Genomic DNA, 22,474 nt, shown 5'->3' on the forward strand with positions numbered 1-22,474 from the left:
ATGGTGGGGGGGGTGGTGTTTTGGGGGGTATGTTGTCTCCCTTTTTTGGTTGGGGGGGGGTGTTTTTTTTTGGTGGATGTGACGGCTCCCGGCGTTTACCCCCCCCCCCCCCCCCCCCTCCGATGCCGTGGACTGCCTCATGCAGCAGTCGCTCGAAGGAGAGCTCGGCGCCACAGGCGGACGACGACTCTCCGATCAGGGACTCGGGCGCGGCAAGATCGGGCAGCTCGGGGTGGTACCGCTGAATATCGGCCCACGCCTGTGCCAGCTCTGCGGCAAGTACAGGTGGTGTCGTGCTCACGTCGTGACAACGAGCCTGAGTGCCCCGGTGTTCCTATTCCGGGGCATCCCAAATAATTTGCACGTACCAGTCAGTTGCCGTTGATGCATCCGGACGAGGGCGGGTGCGCAGATCTGTGGAGAAGCCTCACAGCTCGCACCAAGGTGGTACGTAGCGCCTCGTACGTCCGGCGCGTAGTCGCGGGGGCAGTGCGGGAGCTCCGACGGGCTCCGGGACGCGCATGCGGTGGCCGGGACAGGAGCGACCTTACCCGGCGTCCGGTACGCCGCGGGCACCGGCCCGCCCGCGTCCGGGGCCCGCTGATGACAGGGCGTGGAGCGCTCGACGTGCTCCGGATCGCGTGTCGGGTAAGACTGGGGGAGGAAGAGCAGGAGCCCGCAGGGCCCGACGTCGTGTGAATCCGTCCGCCGAAGCGCTGGTCGGCGGGGGTGCACGACCGGGGCGCACAAGCATTGCCTTTCAACCCCTGGACGAGACCGCGGAAGCGGAGTTCTCTGACATACGGGGGGACTGCGGGCGTACGCACATGGGGGGGCCGTCCACTCGGGCACGACCGACCTCTTGGCGGATTGGGGCGCTTTCATGACACCAACGCTCGTCCGGCACCACAGGTATGCGGATTCGTCCGCCACGGTGGACGCCGGTACCCGTGCCCGCGACTGGGCCGAGATCCAGGAGCGGATGCTGGCACCGCTGTACGAAGCGGTGTATCAGCGGCTCGAAGTCGGGGCCGCCACCCGCATGCTCTCCATCGGCTGCGGTTCCGGGCTGGCGCTGCTGATCGCGGCTGCCCGCGGCGCGCGCGTCACCGGCGTCGACACCGACCGTGAACGGCTCGCGCTGGCCCGCGAGCGCCTTCTGCCCGGTCCCGGGTGGGACGGCGGGCCCGGGCCCGCGGCGGAGCAGCCGGGGCTCTTCGTCGGTGGCCCGTCGGCCGCCGCGGGCGACGCCCCGTACAACCTCGTGACCGCGTTCAACCCGATCGGCTGTGTGACCGGTGATTCCGAGGGGCTCTCGCCCGCGCTGGAGTCGGCGGTGCGGCTGGCCGCCCGGGGCACGACCGTGGTCCTGACCGGCTGGGGGCCGCCCGAGCGGTGCGCCACGGCGCCCGTGCTGCGGGTGGCGGCCCGGCTCGCGGAGTCGGCACGCGCACCGCGGTCCGCCGGACTGCGGGCGGCCAGTCGCGACGATCTGGAGGACGTGGCGGCGCGGGCCGGACTGAAGCCGGACGGTTCGGGCCGGGTGTCCTGCCCGTTCGGGTACGCCGACATGGACAGTGCGGTGCGCGGCCTGCTGTCGACCGGGCTGTTCGACTCCGCCGTTCGGGCGACGGACCGGTCCCAGGTCGAGAAGGAGGTCGCGGAGGCGCTGCACCCGCACCGTCGTCCGGACGGCACGGTGTGGATGCCCAACGTGTTCCGCTACCTGGTGTGCGTGTCCTGATACCGCGCACCCGGGACATGCGTAAGGGGCGCCCTCCCATGGAGGGCGCCCCTTACAGCTGACCTCTCGGCGGTCAGCCCATGAACTTCTTGAACTCGTCCGGCAGCTCGAAGTTCTTGTCCTCCTGGGCCGGCAGACCCAGCGCGCCGCCCTGGGCGGCCTGCTCGCGGCGGGCGGCCGCGGCCTCCTCCTCGGCCTTGCGCTTCATCGGGTTACCGCTCTTGCGCTTGCCCTTGGCCTGCTTGACCTGCTTCTTCTGACGGCCGGGACCGCCGCCCATGCCCGGCATCCCCGGCATCCCGGGCATGCCGCCACCCTGGGCCATCTTCGACATCATCTTGCGGGCCTCGAAGAAGCGCTCCACCAGATTCTTCACGGCGGAGACCTCGACGCCCGAGCCCTTGGCGATACGGGCCCGGCGCGAGCCGTTGATGATCGTCGGCTCGGCGCGCTCCTTCGGGGTCATCGACTTGATGATCGCGGCCGTGCGGTCCACGTCGCGCTCGTCGATGTTGTTGATCTGGTCCTTGATCTGCCCCATGCCAGGCAGCATCCCGAGCAGCTTGGAGATGGAGCCCATCTTCCTGACCTGCTCCATCTGCGCCAGGAAGTCGTCGAGCGTGAAGTCCTTGCCCTTGCTCGACGCCAGCTTGGAGGCCATTTGAGCGGCCTCTTCCTGGCTGAAGGTCTTCTCCGCCTGCTCGATCAGGGTGAGCAGGTCACCCATGTCGAGAATGCGGGAGGCCATGCGGTCCGGGTGGAAGGCGTCGAAGTCCTCGAGCTTCTCACCGTTCGACGCGAACATGACCTGCTTGCCCGTGACATGGGCGATCGACAGGGCGGCGCCACCGCGGGCGTCACCGTCGAGCTTGGAGAGGACCACGCCGTCGAAGCCGACGCCGTCGCGGAAGGCCTCGGCGGTGTTGACCGCGTCCTGGCCGATCATCGCGTCGACGACGAAGAGGATCTCGTCGGGGCTGACGGCGTCGCGGATGTCCGCGGCCTGCTGCATCAGCTCCTGGTCGATACCGAGGCGGCCCGCGGTGTCGACGATGACGATGTCGTGGACCTTGGCCTTGGCGAACTCGATGGAGTCCTTGGCGACCTTGACCGGGTCACCGACGCCGTTGCCCGGCTCCGGCGCGTACACCGAGACTCCGGCACGGTCGGCGACGACGCTCAGCTGGTTGACGGCGTTGGGGCGCTGGAGGTCACAGGCGACGAGCAGCGGGGAGTGGCCCTGGCCCTTGAGCCAGAGACCGAGCTTTCCGGCGAGGGTCGTCTTACCGGCACCCTGGAGACCCGCCAGCATGATCACGGTGGGCGGGTTCTTCGCGAACCGCAGCCGCCGGGTCTCGCCGCCGAGGATGGAGACGAGCTCCTCGTTGACGATCTTGATCATCTGCTGTGCGGGGTTCAGCGCCCGGGAGACCTCGACGCCGCGCGCCCGCTCCTTGACGTTGGCGATGAAGGCACGGACCACGGGGAGCGCGACATCGGCTTCCAGCAGGGCGATACGGATCTCACGAGCCGTGGCGTCGATGTCCGCCTCGGACAAGCGGCCCTTGCCCCTGAGGTTCTTGAAAGTCGCGGCAAGGCGGTCGGAGAGAGTATCGAACACGGCGCTCGTCGGTCCTCAAGGTCGGGGGCAAACTGGATTCGGTACCCAGGGTATCCGGCTCGGAAGAGACGCCGGCCCCTGGCCGGGGGAAATCCCGGGCAGGGGCCGTGTCACATGAATCCCCGCAGGAGGGGGGAGCGGTCCTTGTCCGTCCTCACGCCCTGCTGGGGCGGCGGAACTTCCCCGTGTTCGCAGGGACCATCTGGTGATCCAACGAGGGCGGCCGCCCCAGGTCACTCCCGCAGGACACCCTCCACCGTCTTCGCCACCGCGGCCGCCCGCTCCGCGGGCAGTGGCCCACCGTCCGCGTCCGTGACATAGAAGGCGTCCACCGCGTTCGCCCCCAGCGTCGAGACATGCGCGCTGCGCACCCGTACCGCGCTCTGTTCCAGCGCCCGGCCGATCCGGTGCAGCAGCCCCGGGGCGTCCTGGGCACGTACCTCGATCACCGTGGCGAGGCGTGAGCCCGAGGCCGCGACGGTGACCCTGGGCGGCGGGGCCTTCACCCCGCGCCGCCGTGGATAGGCGGCCTCACGTTCGGCGAGGCGGGCCTGGATGTCCAGGGAGCCGTCCAGGGCGCGTACGAGGTCGGCGCGGAGCCGGGAGGCCTGCGGCAGGGCTCCGTACTCGGCCGCCACCCGCCAGGTGAGCACCAGCAGCCCGGCCGGCTCGCCCAGTTCGGTGGGCAGTTCGACGGCGCGCAGATCCGCGGCCCGGACCGTGAGGCGGTGCAGGGCGAGCACTCCGGCCGCCGCGGGCAGGACGCCGGGGCGGTCCGGCAGGGCGATGAGGAGTTCGACGCCGACCGGTTCCGGTTCGCCGTCCTGCGGCGGGGTCTCGGTCTGGGCGTGCAGGGCGAGTACGGGTTCACCGGTGCGCAGGGCCTCGATGGCGAGCCGTTCCTGTTCGGCGCCGGGCGCGGCCGGTTCCGGTTCCGGCGGGGCCTCTCCGGCCAGTACGGCGGCGACGCGCCCGACGAGGTCGGTGACGAGGGAGGCGCGCCAGGTGCTCCAGGCGGCCGGCCCGGTCGCCAGGGCGTCGGCCTCGGTCAGGGCGTGCAGGAGTTCCAGGGTCGAGGTGGTCCCCACCGCGGCGGCGACGGCACGGACCGTCGCCGGGTCGTCGAGGTCGCGACGGGTGGCGGTCTCGACGAGCAGCAGATGGTGGCGTACGAGGGTGGCGATGACGCCCACGTCGTGTTTGTCGAAGCCGATGCGGCCGGCCATGTCGCGGGCGATGACCTCACCCGCGACGGAGTGGTCGCCCGGCCAGCCCTTGCCGATGTCGTGGAGCAGCGCGGCGACGAGGAGCAGGTCGGGTCGTCCGACGCGGCGGGTGAGGGTGGCGGCGCGGACGGCCGTCTCGACCAGGTGACGGTCGACGGTCCAGGTGTGGACGGGGTTGCGCTGCGGGCGGCAGTGGACGCGTTCCCAGTCCGGCAGCAGCCGGGTGATGATCCCTTCCGCTTCGAGCGCTTCCCAGACCCCCACGGTGGCCTCGCCGGCCCCGAGGAGGGTGACCAGTTCCTCGCGGGCCTCGGCCGGCCACGGCACGGGCAGCGGGCGGGCGGCGCTCGCCAGGTGACGTACGAGGTGACGGGAGAGCGGCAGCCCCGATTCGGCGGCGGCCGCCGCGGCCCGGAGAGTGAGGACGGCGTCCTTCTCGGGGCGTGCCGTGCGTGCGAGGACGACCTCGCCGTCCGCCTCCACCACCCCGTCGGCGAGCGGGGTGCGGTCGGGTACGGGCTTGCCGCCGCCGAGCATCGCGCGCAGCCGGGGCCGGACGGAGCGGGCGCGCAGCACCCGCTTGACCTCGCGCCAGGTGACGTCGGTGGCGTACGAGACGGTGCGGGCGGCCTCGTAGACCTGGCGGAGCAGCGCGTCGGCGTCCAGGACGCCCAGTTCGGCGGCGACCTGGTCCTGCTCCTGGAGGGCGAGGCGGTCGGTGGCGCGGCCGGTGGTGAGGTGGAGGGCGTCGCGGGCGTCGAGAAGGACGCGGCGGGCCTCGGAGAGCCCTTCGCGCGGGGCGTCGGCGACCCAGGACGCGGCGACGGCGCGCAGGGCGGTCGCGTCGCGCAGGCCGCCGCGGGCCTCCTTCAGATCGGGTTCCAGGAGGAACTGGAGCTCGCCCATGCGGTCGGCCCGTTCGCGGCAGAGCTCGTCCAGGGCCGGGAGGCGCTTGGGTGCCTGGTTACGCCAGTCGGCGAGGACGGCGGTGCGCAGTCCGGCGGCGAGACCGAGGTCCCCGGCGACGGGCCGGGCGTCGAGCAGCCCGAGGTGGACCTTGAGGTCCTCGCCCGCGGTCCTGCGGGCTTCGGCGGGGGTGCGTACGGAGTGGTCGAGGGCGAGGCCGAGGTCCCAGACGGGGTACCAGACACGGTCGGCGAGCGAGGCGATGGCTCCGGCACCGGCGCTGCCGTCGTGCAGGAGCAGGAGGTCCAGGTCGCTGCGCGGGGAGAGCTCGCCGCGCCCGTATCCGCCGACGGCGACGAGGGCGGCGCCCCGGACGCCCGCTTCCTCGGCCGCGTTGGTGAAGAGCGCGTTCAGCCAGTCGTCGGTCAGGGCCGCGAGGGCAGCACGGCGCGGCGGCCCGGACTGCGCCTTCTCCTGGAGGAGGCGCAGCCGGGCCGCCGCGTAGCCGCTGGGTCCCGATTCTTCGGATTCGGTGGTCACTTCGGTGCTCGTCACCCAGCTGCCTTTCGGTTGTGCGGAACGCTCAGAGCGCGTCGGGGCCGCGTTCCCCGGTCCGTACGCGGATCGCGGTCTCGACCGGAACGCTCCAGACCTTGCCGTCACCGATCTTGCCGGTACGGGCGGCCTTGACGACGACGTCGATGAGCTGTTCGGAGTCCTCGTCCTCGACGAGTACCTCGATACGGATCTTCGGTACGAGGTCGACGGTGTACTCGGCGCCGCGGTAGACCTCGGTGTGTCCGCGCTGGCGCCCGTAGCCGCTGGCCTCCGTGACCGTGAGGCCCTGGACGCCGAAGGCCTGGAGGGCCTCCTTGATCTCGTCGAGCCGGTGCGGCTTCACGACCGCGGTGATGAGCTTCATGCGTCCACCTTCTTCGTCTTCGCTGCTGCCGTGGTGTCCTGGGCCGAGGCCGCGGTGCGCGGGGCCGCACCGCCGCCGGCGCCACTGAAGTCGTACGCCGTCTCGGCGTGCTCGACCTGGTCGATGCCGGAGATCTCGTCGTCCTCGGGCACCCGCATCCCGATCGTCCTGTCCAGGAGGAAGGCCAGGACCGCGGAGACGACCAGAGAGTACGCCAGGACCGCGAAGACTCCGACGGCCTGCTTGCCGAGCTGGTCGAGGCCGCCGCCGTAGAAGAGGCCCTTGGCGTCGGACTGGACGCCGCCGGTGGCGAAGAAGCCGACCAGCAGGGAGCCGGCGATACCGCCGACGAGGTGGACGCCGACGACGTCCAGGGAGTCGTCGTAGCCGAACCTGTACTTCAGGCCGACCGCCATGGCGCAGAGCACACCGGCGATGGCACCGACGGCGATGGCACCGAGCGGGCTGACCGCGCCACCGGACGGGGTGATGGCGACGAGGCCGGCGACGGCACCGGACGCGGCGCCCAGGGTGGTGAAGGAGCCGTGGCGGATCTTCTCGTAGCCGAGCCAGGCGAGCATCGCGGCGGCGGTGGCGACCTGCGTGTTGACGAACATGACCGCGCCGACGCCGTCGTCGTTGCCCAGCCACGAGCCGGCGTTGAAGCCGAACCAGCCGAACCAGAGCAGACCGGCACCGAGCATGACGAGCGGCAGGCTGTGCGGCCGCATCGGGTCCTTCTTGAAGCCGACGCGCTTGCCGATGACGAGGATCACGCCGAGCGCGGCGGCACCGGCGTTGATGTGGACGGCCGTACCACCGGCGAAGTCGATGACGCCCAGCTCGAAGAGCCAGCCGCCCGCGCCCCAGACCCAGTGCGCGACCGGGAAGTAGACGATGGTGACCCAGAGCGTGATGAACAGGGCCCACGAGGTGAACTTGACCCGGTCGGCGAGAGCGCCGCTGATCAGGGCCGGGGTGAGGATGGCGAACATCAGCTGGAAGACGGCGAAGACGTAGACCGGGATGGTGTAGCCGTCCCAGAGCTCGTTGACGCCGATCCCGCCGAGGCCGAGGTAGTCCGAGGACCAGCCGACGACCGAGCCGATGTCGGCGCCGAAGGCCATGCTGAATCCGTAGAGCACCCACAGGATCGTGACGATCCCGAGGCTGATGAAGCTCATCATCAGCATGTTGAGGGTGCTCTTGACGCGGACCATGCCTCCGTAGAAGAAGGCCAGGGCCGGAGTCATGAGCATCACCAGAGCCGAGCAGATGAGCATGAACCCGGTGTTGGCGGCAGACAGCTCAGGGGCGTCTGCGGCAAGCGTCATGATGCCTGGGGGCATCGGCGTCTCCTCGTCGTCGGTGCGGCCGCGTGCGGGCGAGATTGCGGGCCACTGGGGAAAAGGTGCGGGCCGGTTATGCGCCATGAGATTGGCCCAGCGCCGTTTCCGCAGATGCTGCACGGTGTTTCGCCTCAGTGACGAAGAGGCGCGGTGTGTTACGTCCGAATGAACCGGGAGTGGCGTAAGCGCCGCGCTGCCTACCATGCGTCCCGTGCCGCATACGGTGCGGTTGAAATGGCCGGAGACATGAACCGGCCACGACAACCACCCGATGACCTGGCAATGGGGGAGCCGAGTCGGGCTGTACGGGAGGGTCGTCGTGGCCGGTGGCGAGGGAGCCGGGTCAGACCGCTTCGGCGGTCTCCGGCAGCTGCTCGTGGAGCAGCTCGGTGAGTCTGGCGACATCGGCGACATCGCCGAAGTCCCTGGCAGCGGTGTCGACGGTCTTGCGGAGCCGGGTGTTGACCCGCTCGGAGCGGACCTTCCTTGCGACCTTGAGGGCGTGGGTGGCGAGCACGGTGGACTGCTCGGGCTCACGCTTGAGCAGATGGACGGTGGCCATGCCGATCAGATTCAGTGCGTACGACCGCTGGTGTTCGTCGTCCTCGCCGAAGAGCTCGACCGCCCGCTCCATGACGGGCTCGGCCAGGGAGGCGTACGTGGGGCTGCGGCCGGCCACGTAGGCCAGGTCACGGTAGGAGTGGGCGTTCTCCCCGTTGAGCTCGGCCTCGGAGAAGAACCTGATCCAGTCGGGCTCGGGCTCGCCGTCGAGTCCGGCGTCCAGGAAGGTGTCCTCGGCCATCCGGACCGCTCGCTTGCACTTGCTCGGCTGGCCCATGTTGGCGTAGGCGCGGGCCTCCATCGCATACAGCATGGCCTGGGTGCGCGGGGTGGCGCAGTCCCGGCTGCCGTACTGCGCGAGATGGATGAGTTCCAGGGCGTCGTCGGGCCGTCCGAGGTGGATCATCTGCCGGCTCATGCTGGAGAGCACGTACGAACCGAGGGGCTTGTCGCCGGCCTCCTTGGAGGCGTGCAGGGCGAGGACGAAGTACTTCTGGGCGGTGGGCTGGAGACCGACGTCGTAGCTCATCCAGCCCGCCAGCTCGGCCAGTTCGGCGGCGCACCGGAAGAGCCGGGTGGCGGTGGCCTCGGGCTGCGGCTCCTGCAACAGGTCGGTGACCTCGTGCAGTTGTCCCACGACCGCCTTGCGCCGCAGTCCGCCGCCGCACTGGGCGTCCCACTGGCGGAACATCGCCGTGGTGGACTCCAGCAGGTCCAGCTCGGGGCCGGAGAGCCGGGAGGGACGGCGGGCCGCGGCGGCCGATTCGGGCTCGGCCGGTCCCGTGGCCGGGACGGGCACCAGCCAGCGCTGCATGGGTTCGATCAGGGCGGGGCCGGCGGCGAGGGCGAGCGAGGAGCCGAGGAAGCCGCGACGGGCGAGCATCAGGTCGCTGCGGGAGAACTCGGACAGCAGGGCGACGGTCTGCGGGCCCGCCCACGGCAGGTCGACTCCGGACACGGAGGGCGACTGGTGTGCCGTACGCAGTCCGAGGTCCTCGACGGCGACGACGGCACCGAAACGCTCCGAGAAGAGCTCGGAGAGGATGCGCGGGATCGGCTCGCGGGGCTGTTCACCGTCGAGCCAGCGGCGCACCCGGGAGGTGTCGGTGCTGATGTGGTGGGCGCCCATCTGACGCGCCCTCCGGTTCACCTGCCGCGCGAGTTCGCCCTTTGACCAGCCGCTGCGCACGAACCATGATCCCAATTGCCCGTTGGGGCGCTTCCCGGCATTCGTCTCGCCTGCGCCGCTGCCACTCACTGGAACGCCCCCATCCCGCCGAAACCTGTCGCGCGAACCAATATCAGAATGCCGTGCATCGATGCTGCCCGTACGGAGGTTGACCACCCTCGCACAGGAAGTCGGGTTGCCTCCGGCATACCCGTGGCGCCCATACTTCCAGGGTTCGTGTACCGACGGTAATCCTACGATCACCCCTCTCGCGAGGGCCCTTACAGAAACGCCACCATTCGCCACCCCTTCGGATGAACGCGCCTGGCGCCTGTCGCGATTCACTTGACACGCGGCGATCAGCGACGGGCGGAATGAAGCACTCGGGGGGCGCGCAGGTTCTGGCGCACAACCCCCGACAGCACCCGCACACGACGGATCGACGACGGCACGGCGGGCGGATCGGTGCCCCCGGGTCGTAACCACCGGTGAGTCGGACCCGTTGGAGGGGGCATGGGCTTCACGATCGGCGGCATCCGTGAGATGCGATCCGGCTCGCGGCGCCGCGGCCGTTCGGCCGAGGGCACAGCGGTGGCCGAGTACACAGGACTCTGGGGCTGGGCGGTGACCCCCGGCGCGCGGGCCTCTGCGGGCACCTGCTCGTGCGGGGACATCACCTGCGCCGCCCCCGGCGCGCATCCGCTGGACTTCGCGGAGGAGGTCCCGGCCGGCGCCCCGCTCGACATCGCGGCGGGCGCCTGGGCCGAGGTGCCCGGCGCCGCGATGCTGCTCCCCGTCGGCCGCACCTTCGACATCCTCGACGTCGCCGAAGCGGCCGGGCGCCGCGCACTGGTGCGGCTGGAGCGGATGGGGCTGCCGCTCGGCCCGGTGGCCGTCACGCCGACCGGGCGCGCGCAGTTCTTCGTGGCCCCCGGGGCCGCCGCCGAGCTGCCCGAGCTGCTCTACCGGCTGGGCTGGGACGACGCGGACCTCGACCTGCGGGCGCTCGGCCCCGGCTCCCACATCACGGCTCCGCCCTCCGACCTCGGGGGCCTCGGGCCGGTCCGCTGGCTTCGCCCGCCGGTGCCGGACACCGCCGGCACTCCCCCGCAGGCGCGGCTGCTGCTGGGCACGCTGGCGTACATCTGCCACCGGCTGTAGAGCGCGGGCACACGTGAGGGCCGGGCCAGCCGTATGCGGCTGGCCCGGCCCTCATCCGTACATGACGGCCCGGTGGGGCGTCAGTCGCCGATCAGCGCGTCCACGAACGCCTCGGGCTCGAACGGGGCGAGGTCGTCGGGACCCTCCCCGAGACCGATCAGCTTCACCGGTACGCCCAGCTCGCGCTGGACCGCGATGACGATGCCGCCCTTGGCGGTGCCGTCCAGCTTGGTGAGGACGATGCCGGTGATGTCGACGACCTCGGCGAATACGCGGGCCTGCACCAGGCCGTTCTGTCCGGTGGTCGCGTCCAGGACGAGCAGGATCTCGTCGAGCGGTCCGTGCTTCTCGACGACCCGCTTGACCTTGCCGAGCTCGTCCATCAGACCGGTCTTGGTGTGCAGACGGCCCGCGGTGTCGATGAGCACGACATCGGCGCCCTCGGCGATACCTTCCTTCACCGCGTCGTAGGCGATCGACGCCGGGTCGCCGCCCTCGGGGCCGCGGACGGTGCGGGCGCCGACGCGCTCGCCCCAGGTCTGGAGCTGATCGGCGGCGGCGGCACGGAAGGTGTCGGCAGCGCCGAGCACCACACTGCGGCCGTCGGCGACGAGCACCCGGGCGAGCTTGCCGGTGGTGGTGGTCTTGCCGGTGCCGTTCACACCGACGACCATCACGACGCCGGGGGTCTCGGCCCCGCCCTCGGTCCTGACCGCGCGGTCGAAGTCGGTGCCGAGGAGCGCGACGAGCTCCTCGCGCAGCAGCTTGCGCAGCTCGTCGGGGGTACGGGTGCCGAGGACACGGACCCTTTCACGGAGCCGCTCCACGAGTTCCTGGGTGGGAGCGACGCCGACGTCGGCGGTGAGGAGGGTGTCCTCGATCTCCTCCCAGGTGTCCTCGTCGAGGTTGTCCCGGGACAGCAGCGTGAGCAGGCCCTTGCCCAGGGAGTTCTGGGAGCGGGCGAGCCGGGCGCGCAGCCGTACGAGACGGCCCGCGGTGGGCTCGGGAATTTCGATCGCGGGGGCGGCGGGCGCCTCCGGTTCGGCGGTGGCCGGGGCTTCCTCCGCGGTATCCGGGAGACCGGCCTCCTCGATGGTGCGCCGCGCTTCGTCGCGCGGCGCCTCGGCTTCCTCGCCGACACGGGGTTCGGCGGGAGGAGTGATGGTCGGCGTGCTCGACGGCGGCGAGGGCGGCAGCTGCTTCTTCTTGCGGCTGCTGACCACGAGCCCGCTGATCAGGCCGACCGCGACCAGGGCGATGACTACAGCAAGGATGACGATGTCCATAACCCGTCCAGTATCGGCCACGGCCGCGACGGGGGCGCCGCTCCGGCGGCCACCCGGAGGCACCTGGTGGCGTTATGCACCTTTTGGCGGTAAGGAGTGCTTCTGCCCTGCGGGCGACCGCTCACCCGGCGGGATGGCCGGCGCTCTACCTTTCTGACGCCACGTCAGCTACCGTGCCGCCTCGCCAGCCGATCCGGCGAAGGGACATGTCATGGCGTTCACCATGCTCCGGTTCAATCTCGTCGACCCCGCCGCCACCCCGGACACGCTCTCGGCCCGCTACCGGGCGGCGCTGGAGATGGCCCGGTACGCCGATGAGCACGGCGTCGACACGGTGCAGACCGAGGAGCACCACGGGGCGGACAACTCCTGGCTGCCCTCCCCCTTCGTCTTCGCCGGCGCGGTCTTCGGAGCGACCCGGCGGATCGCGGTCACCGTCTCGGCGGTCATCGGTCCGCTGCACGACCCGCTGCGGCTGGCCGAGGACATCGCGGTGCTCGACCTGCTGAGCGCCGGCCGGCTCGTGACGGTGGCGGGCATCGGATACCGACCCGAGGAGTACGAGCGGGCGGGCGTCGAGTGGGGCCGGCGCGGCAGGATCCAGGACGAGCTGCTGGAGACGCTGCTGCTGGCGTGGAGCGGAGAGCCGTTCCCGTACCGGGGACGTACGGTCCGGGTCACCCCGCGCCCGTACACCCGGCCCCGTCCGATGCTCCTGGTGGGCGGCAGTTCACGGGCGGCCGCGCGGCGGGCGGCGCGGCTGGGGTTGCCGTTCTTCCCGAGCGCGCATCTGCCGGAGCTGGAGGCGTACTACCACGAGCGGCGCGCGGAGCACGGGACCGAGGGCTTCTGCATGATGCCGGGCGCGAGGACCCCGCTGCTGCACCTCTCCGAGGACCCGGACCGGACCTGGGCGCTCCACGGCGAGCACTTCCTGCACGAGGCGCGCACGTACGCCTCCTGGCAGTCCAAGGACATCCGCTCGGCCGTGCGCTCGGCGGCGACGACGGTGGAGGAGCTGCGCGCCGAGGGCGTGTACCGGGTCCTCACGCCGGAGCAGTGCGCGGAGCTGGACGCCGACAGCCTGGTACTGCATCCGCTGTGCGGCGGGATGCCCGTCGAGGAGGGGTGGAGCAGCCTGCGGCTGTTCTGCGAGGTGACCGGAGAGGGAACTGCCCCGGCTCGGCAGGGCCGGACCGGGGCAGTTCCTCTGTTCGAGGAGAGGGGCAGCGGGGATTAGCCCATCTCCTCCAGCGCCTTGCCCTTGGTCTCCTTCACGAACTTGAGCACGAAGGGGATCGAGAGCACGGCGAAGGCCGTGTAGATGATGTAGGTGCCGGAGAGGTTCCAGTCGGCGAGGCTCGGGAAGCTCGCGGTGATCGCCCAGTTGGCGATCCACTGCGCGGAGGCGGCGACGCCGAGTGCGGCGGCCCTGATCCGGTTCGGGAACATCTCGCCGAGGAAGACCCAGACGACGACACCCCACGACAGGGCGAAGAAGAGCACGAAGACGTGGGCCGCGACCAGCGCCACGACACCCTCGGTGCTGGGCAGTTTGCCGTCGACCAGGTCGGCGGAGAACGCCCACGCCTCGAAGGCCAGCGCGATCGCCATACCGCAGGAGCCGACCAGGGCGAGCGGCCTGCGGCCCACCCTGTCCACCAGGACCATCGCGATCACGGTGCCGATGATGTTGATGATCGACGTGGTGAACGAGTAGAAGAACGAGTCGGTCGGGTCGATGCCGACGGACTGCCACAGCGTCGCCGAGTAGTAGAACGCCACGTTGATGCCGACGAGCTGCTGGAAGACCGACAGGCCGATACCGACCCAGACGATCGGCAGGAAGCCGAAGCGGCTGCCGAGCAGATCCCTGAAGGTGGACTTGTGCTCACGGTGCATGGCCGTCTCGATCTCGGCCACCCGGGCGTCGAGGTCCACGTGCGCGCCCTCGACCTCGGCCAGGATCTCCCTGGCCCGGCCCTTCTTGCCGACCGAGATCAGGAAGCGCGGCGACTCGGGGATCGCGAACGAGAGCAGTCCGTACAGGACGGCGGGGACCACCATCACGCCGAGCATCCACTGCCAGGCCTCCAGGCCGCCGATCTCACCGCGCTGGTCACCGTCGGCGATCTGGAGGATGCCGTAGTTGACCAGCTGGGAGATGGCGATGCCGATGACGATGGCCGCCTGCTGGAAGGAGCCGAGCCGACCGCGGTACGCGGGGGGCGAGACCTCGGCGATGTACGCGGGGCCGATGACCGAGGCCATACCGATCGCGAACCCGCCGACGATGCGCCACGCCGCCAGGTCCAGGAGCGAGAACGGCAGTGCCGAACCGATGGCGCTGGCGGTGAACAGCACCGAGGAGATCTGCATGCACCGGATGCGTCCGATCCGGTCGGCGATGCGACCCGCGGTCGCGGCACCGATCGCACAGCCGATCAGGGCGATGGCGATGACCTGGGCGAGCGTCCCGGAACCGATGTCGTACCGGTCGCGGATCGCCTCCACAGCTCCGTTGATCACTGAGCTGTCGTAGCCGAAGAGGAAGCCGCCCATCGCTGCGGCTGCCGTAATGAAGATGACATGGCCGAGGTGGTCCGGATGAGCCTCTCGGGCCCCGGACGCCGGTCCGTTCGCTGTGCTGGTCACGTGAACTCCTGATGCCTGGCCGCTACGTCAGACGTGGGGGGCGAGCTCTCCCTAGTGGCACACAACTTTCTCGGCACCACCAGTTGAATGTAAAAACGACGTTGCAGAGACTATGCGTTCAAGTCTCGAAGTCAAACGTCGAGTGAAGCCCTACATCTACCCAGGAACACCCAAAAGGCGCGTTGAAGTGGTGACGATTGAGTAAAGGGTCAACGGAGACGCTGGCTGATCACCTTGGAGACACCGTCCCCCTGCATGGAAACGCCGTACAGCGCGTCGGCGACCTCCATCGTCCGCTTCTGATGCGTGATCACGATGAGCTGCGAGCTCTCCTGGAGCTCCTCCATGATCCGGATCAGCCGCTGGAGATTGGTGTCGTCCAGCGCCGCCTCGACCTCGTCCATCACATAGAACGGGCTGGGCCTCGCCTTGAAGATCGAGACCAGCAGCGCCACGGCCGTCAGCGAGCGCTCACCGCCCGAGAGCAGGGAGAGCCGCTTGACCTTCTTGCCCGGCGGACGCGCCTCCACGTCCAGCCCCGTCGTCAGCATGTTGTCCGGGTCGGTCAGGATCAGCCGCCCCTCACCACCCGGGAAGAGCCGCGAGAAAACACCCTCGAACTCGCGGGCGGTGTCCCGGAACGCCTCGGTGAACACCTGCTCGACCCGCTCGTCGACCTCCTTGATCACCTGCATCAGATCGGCCCGGGTCTTCTTCAGGTCTTCAAGCTGCTCGGAGAGGAAGTTGTGCCGCTCCTCCAGCGCCGAGAACTCCTCCAGGGCGAGCGGATTCACCTTCCCGAGTTGCTGATACGCCCGTTCGGCGGCCTTGAGCCGCTTCTCCTGCTCGGCCCTCACGAAGGGCTGCGGCAGGTTGCGCGGATGCTCGGGGTCGTCCGGCAGCTCCTCGCCCTCGGCCGCCGGGGAGGGCGGCACCGGCTGGTCGGGGCCGTACTCGGCGGTCAGCCCGGCCGGCTCCACTCCCAGCTCCTCCAGGGCCTTCGCCTCCAGCTGCTCGATCCGCAGCCGCTTCTCGGCGCCCAGGACCTCGCCCCGGTGAACGGAGTCGGTCAGCTTGTCCAGCTCGTCCTTGAGCACGCGGCCCCGGCCACGCTCGGCCGCCAGACCCCGTTCACGCTCGGCCTTCGCCGCCTCGGCCGAGGCCCGCTCCTCCTGCGCCCGTACGACGGAGACCTCCACGTGCGCGAGGAGCTGACGGGCGCCCGAGGCCACCGCCGAGGCGACCTCGGCCTCGTGGCGCAGGCGGGCGCGGCGCTGCTCGGCGCGGGCCCGGGCCTCCCGTTCGGCACGGGCTCCCCGGTCGAGGGAGTCGGCGCGCCCGGCGAGCGCCTTGACCCGTTCCTCGTGCGTACGGGCCTGGAGGCGGGCTTCCATCTCGGTCTGGCGGGCGTTGGCCCCGTCGGCGGCGAGCCGGTCACGTACGGAGGTGTCGGGTTCCTCCTCGACCGGGGTCTCCTCGGCGACCAGCAGGCGTTCGGCGAGCTCCTCGGCCTCCTCGACCGCCCGCTCCAACGCCTCCTGGGCGCGGGCCGCCGACGCGGTGGTGCGCTCCGCCTCCCCGGCGGCGCCACGGGCCTGCCCGGCGAGCCGGCCGAGCTGCTGGGCCACCCCGGACCTCTCGCGCTCGGCGGCCCGGCGGCGCTCCCCCAGCTCCTCGACGAGCGCGGCGCTGCTTCGGCGCCGCTCCCCCGCCAGCTGCTGGGCGGCGGCGAGCTCCTCGCACCGTACGGCCAGCTCCGTCAGCTCGGCGGCGGCCTCGTCGACCGAGGCCTGCACTTCCAGCAGGCTGGGCGCCCCGGCCGAGCCGCCCTGCGCGAAGTGGGCTCCCAGCACATCGCCCTCCGCGGTCACGGCGATCAGCCCGGGGTGGGCGGCAACCAGGTCCTCGGCGTCCTCCAGGGTGCCGACGACCACCATGTCGCGCACCAGTCTGCGTACGGCGCCCATCAGTCCGGCCGGCCCCCGCACCAGATCCGCCACCGCAGGCGCCCGGCCCGGAGCGGCGCCCGGACCGTCCTGCCCCGCGGTGTCCTCCGCGGTGTCCACCGACCGGGGTTCCGCGCCGAGCAGCAGCGCCGCGCGCCCCGCGTCCTGCTTGCGCAGCAGCCTGATCGCGTCCGCCGCCGCGGCCGGGTCCGTGGCCGCGACCGCGTCCGCCCCGGCTCCCAGAGCCGCCGCCACCGCGATCTCGTACCCCGGCACCACGGTGAGCAGCTCCGCGGCCGGTCCGAGCAGCCCCGCCGGCCGGTTCTGCGCGTCGAGCAGCGCCCCCGTGCCGTCCTTGCGGCGCAGGCCCAGCGCCAGCGCCTCATGACGGGCCGCCACCGCCGCCCGCTTGCGTTCCGCCGCTGTCGCCGCCTCCCGGGCCGCGCTGTGGGCGGCCTCCGCCCCGGCCAGTTCCCGCTTGGCCGCGTCGTGCCGCTCACCCAGCTCCGCGTCGGCGGCGTCCAGGCCGTCCACCTCGGCCTTGAGCTGTTCGTACTCCTCCTGGGCGGCGGCGGCCCGCTCCCCGGCCTCGTCCCGGGAGGCGGCAAGCCGGTCGATCTCCGCCTGGGCCGAACCGGCCCGGCCGCGCGCGGCGTTGACCTGGCCGCGCAGCCGGGCCAGTCCCTCCCGCCGGTCGGCGATGGCCCGGGCCGCGTCCTTGAGCCTGCGCTCCTCGGCGGCCAACTCCCGTTCCAGCTCGGCCCGGTGGGCGGTGGTGTCCTCCAGGGCGTGCTCCGCCGCTTCCAGCGCGGCCGTCAGCTCGGCCTCCTGCTCGCGAATCCGCGCGGCCTCGCGCTCCATGCTCTCGGGGTCCCTGAAGCCCTGCCCACGCCGCTCGTCGTCGGGCGCTTCGGTGGCACTCTTCACCCGGGCGTCGGCGAGCGAGACCGTGCCCCGGACCCGCTCGGCCAGTTGCGACAGCTCGTACCAGGTCTGCTGGGCCCGCTGGAGCCGCGGCGCCAGCCTCCGTACCTCGTCCTCCAGCTCCGCCTCGCGCCCCAGGGCCGCCTTCAGGTCCGCCTCGGCCGCCTCCCGGCGCTGTCTGAGCGCGGCCTCGTCGGCGATCTCGGTACGCAGCGCCTCGTTCAGCCGCACCAGGTCGTCGGCGAGCAGCCGCAGCCGGGAGTCGCGGAGGTCGGCCTGGATGACCGCGGCGCGGCGGGCCACGGCGGCCTGCCGGCCCAGCGGCTTCAACTGCCGCCGCAGTTCGGCGGTGAGGTCCTGGACGCGGGCCAGATTGGCTCCCATCGCCTCCAGTTTCCGCAGCGCCTTCTCCTTGCGCTTGCGGTGCTTGAGCACGCCCGCGGCTTCCTCGATGAATGCGCGCCGCCCCATCGGATCGGCGTGGAGGACGGAGTCCAGCCGGCCCTGCCCGACGATGACATGCATCTCGCGGCCGATACCGGAGTCCGAGAGGAGTTCCTGGATGTCGAGAAGCCGGCAGGTGTCGCCATTGATCTGGTATTCGCTGCCGCCGTTGCGGAACATGATCCGCGTGATGGTGACTTCCGCGTACTCGATCGGCAGCGCGCCATCGGAATTGTCGATGGTCAGCGAGACCTCCGCCCGCCCGAGCGGTGGCCGTCCGGTGGTACCGGCGAAGATCACGTCTTCCATCTTGCCGCCGCGCAGGGATTTGGCTCCCTGCTCACCCATGACCCAGGAGAGCGCGTCCACCACATTGGATTTGCCGGACCCATTGGGCCCGACGACACAGGTGATCCCGGGCTCGAACCGCAGGGTCGTGGCGGAGGCGAATGATTTGAAACCACGCAGGGTCAGGGCCTTGAGGTGCACGCCGCCGGACTCTACCTTTCACTCTCGGTTTCGCTGATGAAGGTGCAGGGCACATCAGACGGTAAGGGAAGGGCTGTACGTCCGGGGCGGGCCGGGGGAATCACTGCGGGGGGAAAGAAAAAAGGGACGCCGAAGCGTCCCCTGTGCTTGAAACAGCCTGCGCTACGGACCGAGGCCGACCGGTTTCACGAGCAAACCTCGATGACCAGGGACGACGATCCGTGACGAAGGCATTCCGGTGGTGAAATCAAGCGGCTGCCGTATGCGGCCCGGCCGACCCCGACTGGGGACCGGTCAGGTCAGCGCGGGCTCCGCCTGAGGTACGTCGATGTCGATGCTGTCGAGCAACGACTCCTGGTGCTGAGCGGCGGCGTTCAGCGCGTCGTTCTCGTCCTGAATCCGAGCAAGCTCGGACTCAAGATCCTGGACGCGCTGCTGGAGCCGTCGCATCTCGGCGAGGAGTCGCGGGTCGGAACCGCCGACGTAACCGAGAAGCGCCTTTGCCATGATGGATGGTCCTCCACACTGAGTGACCGACCGAAGCGGTGTGGGTCGTGAGGGAATCGCACCCGCGGTGCTCGGCAGTGCTCTGTCTTCACTGCGGTTCTGCTGCCAACCAGCTCTGCCAAACAGCTAAGGTGCGCGGGGTTTTCAGCGTCTCACCAAAAAGTTTGACGGTCAACACGATCACACCCCGTTGAGGCGGGTGTCCCACGGGCGCGCGGCTTGTCGATCTTGCGGCGCGACTCTCCTGCGGGCCCCGGGGGGTGTGGAGATCTTCGTTACCGCCGCAGCCTGGCATGCCGGCCCACTCTTGGCAACCATGACCGGCCGACGCATCAATTCGCAGGTCATTTCGGGTGCGCCGCCCTGAGAGGGACCCCGGTTACACCTCGCCGCACCTCGAATACGGAGTGGAACGGAGCCCGGTCCCCGGCTCCCGTTCAACGGATCGCGAATCCGTCATATCCGCCGCGCGGCGTGTCCCAGATCTCAGTCACTCCGTCCACGTCGCCGGGAGTGTCGTCGGAGCGAAGCCAGTCCAGCAGACGGTGGCAATTCTCACGTGACCCTTCCGCCACCACCTGCACCCTGCCGTCGTCGAGATTGAGTGCGAAGCCGCGGAGGCCACCGATCTCCAAAGCGTTTGCCCTGGTGAACCAGCGGAACCCTACTTGCTGTACTCGGCCGCGTACCCACACAACGAGTCGTGCATCTTCGTTCATACCCGAACGCTAACCGGCCAATTGCTCGCGGAGCACTTCACCCCTTTACGTCATGGCGTACAGTCCGGTCGCAATAGCCTCACCCGAACGGGTGAGCTTGCGAGAATCACGGTGACGCCGCGAGGGCGTCCGCAGCACAGGGAAGGCACAGCGCATGGGACGCCACGGCAAGAAGCGGGCCTCCATACCCGTACGCACGGGTCTCCTCGGTGTCTCCGCGGCCATGGCCGTCGGCGCGGTCGCCGTCACCTCGGGCCTGCTGCCCGGCGGTGACTCCTTCGACGTACGGGGCAGCTCCGCCGCGGACCAGATCCGCTCGGGCGGTGCGCCGGACCTGCTGACGCAGGGCGGCACGACGGCCTCACCGACGGACCGCGCCTCGGCCTCCACCGGGACGAGCCGCTCCAGTGAGCGCCCCGCGGCCCCCTCCACCTCGGCTTCTCCGAAGTCCGCCGCGCCCACCAAGCCGGCCGCGACCCCGTCGAAGACCGCGGAGAAGCCGAAGCAGCCGACGAAGGCGCCCGCGAGGAAGACCGAGAGGACCGAGCGGAAGACGAGCGCCGCTCCGGCCCCGACGACCCCGGCCGCTCCGAAGACCTCGTCCGCCGCCCCGGCCCCCAAGCCCTCGGCCCCGGCCACCGGCGCGACCGAGTCCGCCCGCGCCGCGGTGCTCTCCCTCGTCAACCAGGAACGCGCGAAGGTCGGCTGCAGCCCGGTCGCCGCGTCCCGCGGTCTGACCTCGCTCGCCCAGAACTTCAGCGAGGACATGGCCGCACGCGGCTTCTTCTCCCACACCGACCCCGACGGGGCGACCCCGTGGGACCGGGCGGCGAAGGCGGGCGTGCTGGGGCTCGGCGGCGAGAACATCGCCCGGGGCCAAGCCGACGCGCAGGCCGTGATGGACGGCTGGATGAACAGCGACGGCCACCGTGCAAACATTCTCAACTGCGACTACAAGACGCTCGGCGTGGGCGTCCACTTCGGCTCCGGCGGCCCCTGGTGGACGCAGGACTTCGGCTTCTGACAGCCGCCAGGCCCCAGGGCCGACGGGCGCTACAGCACGGTCAGCGCGCGCGGCGGCCGCTGGCAGCGGGGGCAGTAGTAACTGGAGCGGTTCATCCAGGGCCGCCGGCGGATCGGCGTACCGCAGCGGTGGCACGGCTCGCCCTCCCGCCCGTAGGCGTCCAATGACCGGTCGAAGTAGCCGGACTCGCCGTTCACGTTCACGTAGAGACTGTCGAAGCTGGTGCCGCCCTGCGCGAGGGCTTCGCTCATGACGTCCCGGACGTGCCCGAGCAGTGCGGCCGTCGCGGGGCGGGTGAGTGTGGCGGTGGGCCGCTCGTAGTGCAGCCGGGACCGCCACAGGGACTCGTCCGCGTAGATGTTGCCGACACCGCTGATCAGCGTCTGGTCGAGCAGGGCACGCTTGACCGTGGTGCGGCGCAGCCGCAGGGCCGTGTGGAACGCCGCGTCGTCGAAGGCCGGGTCGAGCGGGTCGCGGGCGATGTGCGCGATGACGTCGGGCAGGCCGTCCGTGCTGCCGGCGGCGCACTCGTGCAGAGAGAGGCCGCCGAAGGTCCGCTGGTCGACGAAGCGCAGCTCGGTGCCGAGTGCGTCGTCGAAGGCGATCCTGATCCGCAGGTGCTTCTCGTCGGGTGCGTCCTGCGGCTGTACGAGCAGCTGGCCGCTCATTCCCAGGTGGCCCAGGAGCGAGAAGCCCATGTCGTCGAGCGGCACCCAGAGGTACTTGCCGCGGCGCATGGCCGTCGCGAAGCGGACCCCGTGCAGCCGGGCCGCGAAGTCGGGTCCGCCCGCGAGGTGCCGGCGGACCGCACGGGGATGCAGGACCTCCACCGCGCCGACGGTGCGCCCGGTGACCCAGCGCTCCAGACCCCGCCGTACGACTTCGACCTCGGGCAGCTCGGGCACGGTGACGCTCCTCGGCAGGACTGGGCGGTGCGGGACAGGGAAAACCCCCCGGTGCACCAGGCACCGAGGGGCTTCCTCATGGTTCAGGCCGGAGCGACGTCCGTGTTCGGCGACGACGGTTCCGCAGGGGTGACGGCGACCCCTGCGTCGGCGGCGGCCTTGGCCGCTGCCTGTCGCGCTTCCGCGTCGGCGCTGATCTCGCGCCAGGCGGACTCCGCCGCCTGTTGCTCCGCTTCCTTCTTGCTACGGCCGGTGCCGGTGCCGTACGAGACACCACCGACGCGAGCAGCAGCAGTAAAGGTCTTCTCGTGGTCCGGGCCGGTCTCCGTGACGAGATACTCGGGAACCCCGAGGCTCTCGCTCGCGGTGAGTTCCTGGAGGCTGGTTTTCCAGTCCAGGCCGGCGCCGAGGTTGGAGGACCTGTCGATCAGCGGGTCGAAGAGCCGGTGAACCAGCTCCGAGGCCGCGCCGAGGCCCTGGTCGAGATAGACCGCGCCGATCACTGCTTCCAGTGTGTCGGCGAGGATGGAAGCCTTGTCCCGGCCACCTGTGCCCTCTTCACCGCGGCCGAGCCGGATGAAGGAGCCGAGTTCGAGGCCGCGGCCCACTTCCGCAAGTGCACGCGAGTTGACCACCGCGGCCCGCAACTTGGCCAGCTGGCCTTCGGGCAGGTCGGGGTGGGTGCGGTACAGCGTGTCCGTGACCACCAGGCCGAGCACCGAATCCCCGAGGAATTCGAGACGCTCGTTGGTGGGCAGACCGCCGTTCTCGTATGCGTACGAACGGTGGGTCAGCGCACGCACCAGAAGGGCGGACTCGAGGTGATACCCGAGCCGCCCTTCCAGAAGCGTGTGGGACGAGGCTGTGTTGACGTTGTCTGCCTGCTTCTTGGCGCTGGACAACTCAGACATCGGGCC

16 protein-coding genes and 1 pseudogene are annotated in these 22,474 nt (G+C 70.7%); 4 read left to right on the top strand and 13 right to left on the bottom strand.

Features of this window, described 5'->3' with window-relative positions:
* Positions 1–65: 65 nt before the first annotated feature.
* Positions 66–301: pseudogene (locus AC07FA_RS28855) on the bottom strand (hypothetical protein); the annotation flags it as partial.
* A gap of 582 nt (positions 302–883) precedes the next feature.
* Here AC07FA_RS28855 and AC07FA_RS28860 point away from each other — a divergent pair.
* Positions 884–1,744 (top strand): class I SAM-dependent methyltransferase, encoded by an 861-nt coding sequence (locus tag AC07FA_RS28860; RefSeq protein WP_479079235.1) that lies wholly within the window; start codon positions 884–886, stop codon positions 1,742–1,744.
* A 73-nt stretch (positions 1,745–1,817) separates the two neighbouring features.
* Here the strand turns inward: AC07FA_RS28860 and ffh are convergent, their stop codons facing one another.
* The 5 genes from ffh to nsdA form a co-directional block, all read right to left on the bottom strand.
* Complete coding sequence (ffh, locus tag AC07FA_RS28865) at positions 1,818–3,365, bottom strand: signal recognition particle protein (RefSeq protein ID WP_479079236.1); 1,548 nt, start codon at positions 3,363–3,365, stop codon at positions 1,818–1,820.
* A 233-nt stretch (positions 3,366–3,598) separates the two neighbouring features.
* Positions 3,599–6,052, bottom strand: coding sequence for a [protein-PII] uridylyltransferase (locus AC07FA_RS28870; RefSeq protein WP_479079237.1), 2,454 nt, complete (start codon positions 6,050–6,052; stop codon positions 3,599–3,601).
* Between the two features lie 28 nt (positions 6,053–6,080).
* Positions 6,081–6,419, bottom strand: a complete 339-nt coding sequence (locus tag AC07FA_RS28875; RefSeq protein WP_136330688.1) for a P-II family nitrogen regulator — start codon at positions 6,417–6,419, stop codon at positions 6,081–6,083.
* On the bottom strand, positions 6,416–7,768 hold the full coding sequence (locus AC07FA_RS28880) for an ammonium transporter (RefSeq protein WP_479079238.1): 1,353 nt from the start codon (positions 7,766–7,768) through the stop codon (positions 6,416–6,418). Before AC07FA_RS28880 ends, AC07FA_RS28875 begins: the two co-directional genes overlap by 4 nt.
* Before the next feature lie 343 nt (positions 7,769–8,111).
* Complete coding sequence (gene nsdA / locus AC07FA_RS28885) at positions 8,112–9,587, bottom strand: transcriptional repressor NsdA (RefSeq protein WP_479079239.1); 1,476 nt, start codon at positions 9,585–9,587, stop codon at positions 8,112–8,114.
* A gap of 423 nt (positions 9,588–10,010) precedes the next feature.
* Between nsdA and AC07FA_RS28890 the strand changes: the two genes are divergently transcribed.
* Positions 10,011–10,658, top strand: a complete 648-nt coding sequence (locus AC07FA_RS28890) for a bifunctional DNA primase/polymerase (protein WP_479079240.1) — start codon at positions 10,011–10,013, stop codon at positions 10,656–10,658.
* Between the two features lie 80 nt (positions 10,659–10,738).
* On the opposite strand, the gene ftsY is transcribed toward AC07FA_RS28890, so the two are convergent.
* Positions 10,739–11,944 (bottom strand): signal recognition particle-docking protein FtsY, encoded by a 1,206-nt coding sequence (gene ftsY / locus AC07FA_RS28895; RefSeq protein WP_479079241.1) that lies wholly within the window; start codon positions 11,942–11,944, stop codon positions 10,739–10,741.
* A 211-nt stretch (positions 11,945–12,155) separates the two neighbouring features.
* On the opposite strand from ftsY, the gene AC07FA_RS28900 reads away from it, so the two are divergent.
* A complete protein-coding gene (locus AC07FA_RS28900; RefSeq protein ID WP_479079242.1) occupies positions 12,156–13,184 on the top strand; it encodes an LLM class flavin-dependent oxidoreductase in 1,029 nt (342 codons plus the stop codon).
* On the opposite strand, the gene AC07FA_RS28905 is transcribed toward AC07FA_RS28900, so the two are convergent.
* The 4 genes from AC07FA_RS28905 to AC07FA_RS28920 all read right to left on the bottom strand — a co-directional run bounded on the left by AC07FA_RS28905 (position 13,181) and on the right by AC07FA_RS28920 (position 19,628).
* Positions 13,181–14,599, bottom strand: a complete 1,419-nt coding sequence (locus AC07FA_RS28905; RefSeq protein WP_479079243.1) for a sugar porter family MFS transporter — start codon at positions 14,597–14,599, stop codon at positions 13,181–13,183. The genes AC07FA_RS28900 and AC07FA_RS28905 overlap by 4 nt on opposite strands.
* Before the next feature lie 209 nt (positions 14,600–14,808).
* Positions 14,809–18,402 (bottom strand): chromosome segregation protein SMC, encoded by a 3,594-nt coding sequence (smc, locus tag AC07FA_RS28910; RefSeq protein ID WP_479079244.1) that lies wholly within the window; start codon positions 18,400–18,402, stop codon positions 14,809–14,811.
* Between the two features lie 294 nt (positions 18,403–18,696).
* Positions 18,697–18,909, bottom strand: coding sequence for a hypothetical protein (locus AC07FA_RS28915; RefSeq protein WP_479079245.1), 213 nt, complete (start codon positions 18,907–18,909; stop codon positions 18,697–18,699).
* Between the two features lie 437 nt (positions 18,910–19,346).
* Positions 19,347–19,628 carry an acylphosphatase gene (locus AC07FA_RS28920; protein WP_479079246.1) on the bottom strand — a complete coding sequence of 94 codons (282 nt, stop codon included), beginning with the start codon at positions 19,626–19,628 and terminating at the stop codon, positions 19,347–19,349.
* A 154-nt stretch (positions 19,629–19,782) separates the two neighbouring features.
* On the opposite strand from AC07FA_RS28920, the gene AC07FA_RS28925 reads away from it, so the two are divergent.
* Positions 19,783–20,652: a CAP domain-containing protein gene (locus AC07FA_RS28925; RefSeq protein ID WP_479079247.1), complete on the top strand. Its 870-nt coding sequence runs from the start codon at positions 19,783–19,785 to the stop codon at positions 20,650–20,652.
* 29 nt (positions 20,653–20,681) lie between these two features.
* Here AC07FA_RS28925 and mutM read toward each other — a convergent pair whose 3' ends face one another.
* Positions 20,682–21,557: a bifunctional DNA-formamidopyrimidine glycosylase/DNA-(apurinic or apyrimidinic site) lyase gene (mutM, locus tag AC07FA_RS28930; protein WP_479079248.1), complete on the bottom strand. Its 876-nt coding sequence runs from the start codon at positions 21,555–21,557 to the stop codon at positions 20,682–20,684.
* Between the two features lie 83 nt (positions 21,558–21,640).
* Positions 21,641–22,468, bottom strand: a complete 828-nt coding sequence (gene rnc / locus AC07FA_RS28935) for a ribonuclease III (RefSeq protein WP_479079249.1) — start codon at positions 22,466–22,468, stop codon at positions 21,641–21,643.
* Between the last annotated feature and the right edge of the window lie 6 nt (positions 22,469–22,474).

The sequence above is a fragment of the Streptomyces sp. NPDC045968 genome, from assembly GCF_056430475.1.

Excerpts from the sequence above, each read along its gene's own strand:
- AC07FA_RS28860 (WP_479079235.1), top strand. The coding sequence starts at position 884 with ATGACACCAACGCTCGTCCGGCACCACAGGTATGCGGATTCGTCCGCC.
- AC07FA_RS28875 (WP_136330688.1), bottom strand. The coding sequence starts at position 6,419 with ATGAAGCTCATCACCGCGGTCGTGAAGCCGCACCGGCTCGACGAGATC.
- AC07FA_RS28880 (WP_479079238.1), bottom strand. The coding sequence starts at position 7,768 with ATGCCCCCAGGCATCATGACGCTTGCCGCAGACGCCCCTGAGCTGTCT.
- AC07FA_RS28890 (WP_479079240.1), top strand. The coding sequence starts at position 10,011 with ATGGGCTTCACGATCGGCGGCATCCGTGAGATGCGATCCGGCTCGCGG.
- ftsY (WP_479079241.1), bottom strand. The coding sequence starts at position 11,944 with ATGGACATCGTCATCCTTGCTGTAGTCATCGCCCTGGTCGCGGTCGGC.
- AC07FA_RS28900 (WP_479079242.1), top strand. The coding sequence starts at position 12,156 with ATGGCGTTCACCATGCTCCGGTTCAATCTCGTCGACCCCGCCGCCACC.
- AC07FA_RS28915 (WP_479079245.1), bottom strand. The coding sequence starts at position 18,909 with ATGGCAAAGGCGCTTCTCGGTTACGTCGGCGGTTCCGACCCGCGACTC.
- AC07FA_RS28920 (WP_479079246.1), bottom strand. The coding sequence starts at position 19,628 with ATGAACGAAGATGCACGACTCGTTGTGTGGGTACGCGGCCGAGTACAG.
- AC07FA_RS28925 (WP_479079247.1), top strand. The coding sequence starts at position 19,783 with ATGGGACGCCACGGCAAGAAGCGGGCCTCCATACCCGTACGCACGGGT.
- rnc (WP_479079249.1), bottom strand. The coding sequence starts at position 22,468 with ATGTCTGAGTTGTCCAGCGCCAAGAAGCAGGCAGACAACGTCAACACA.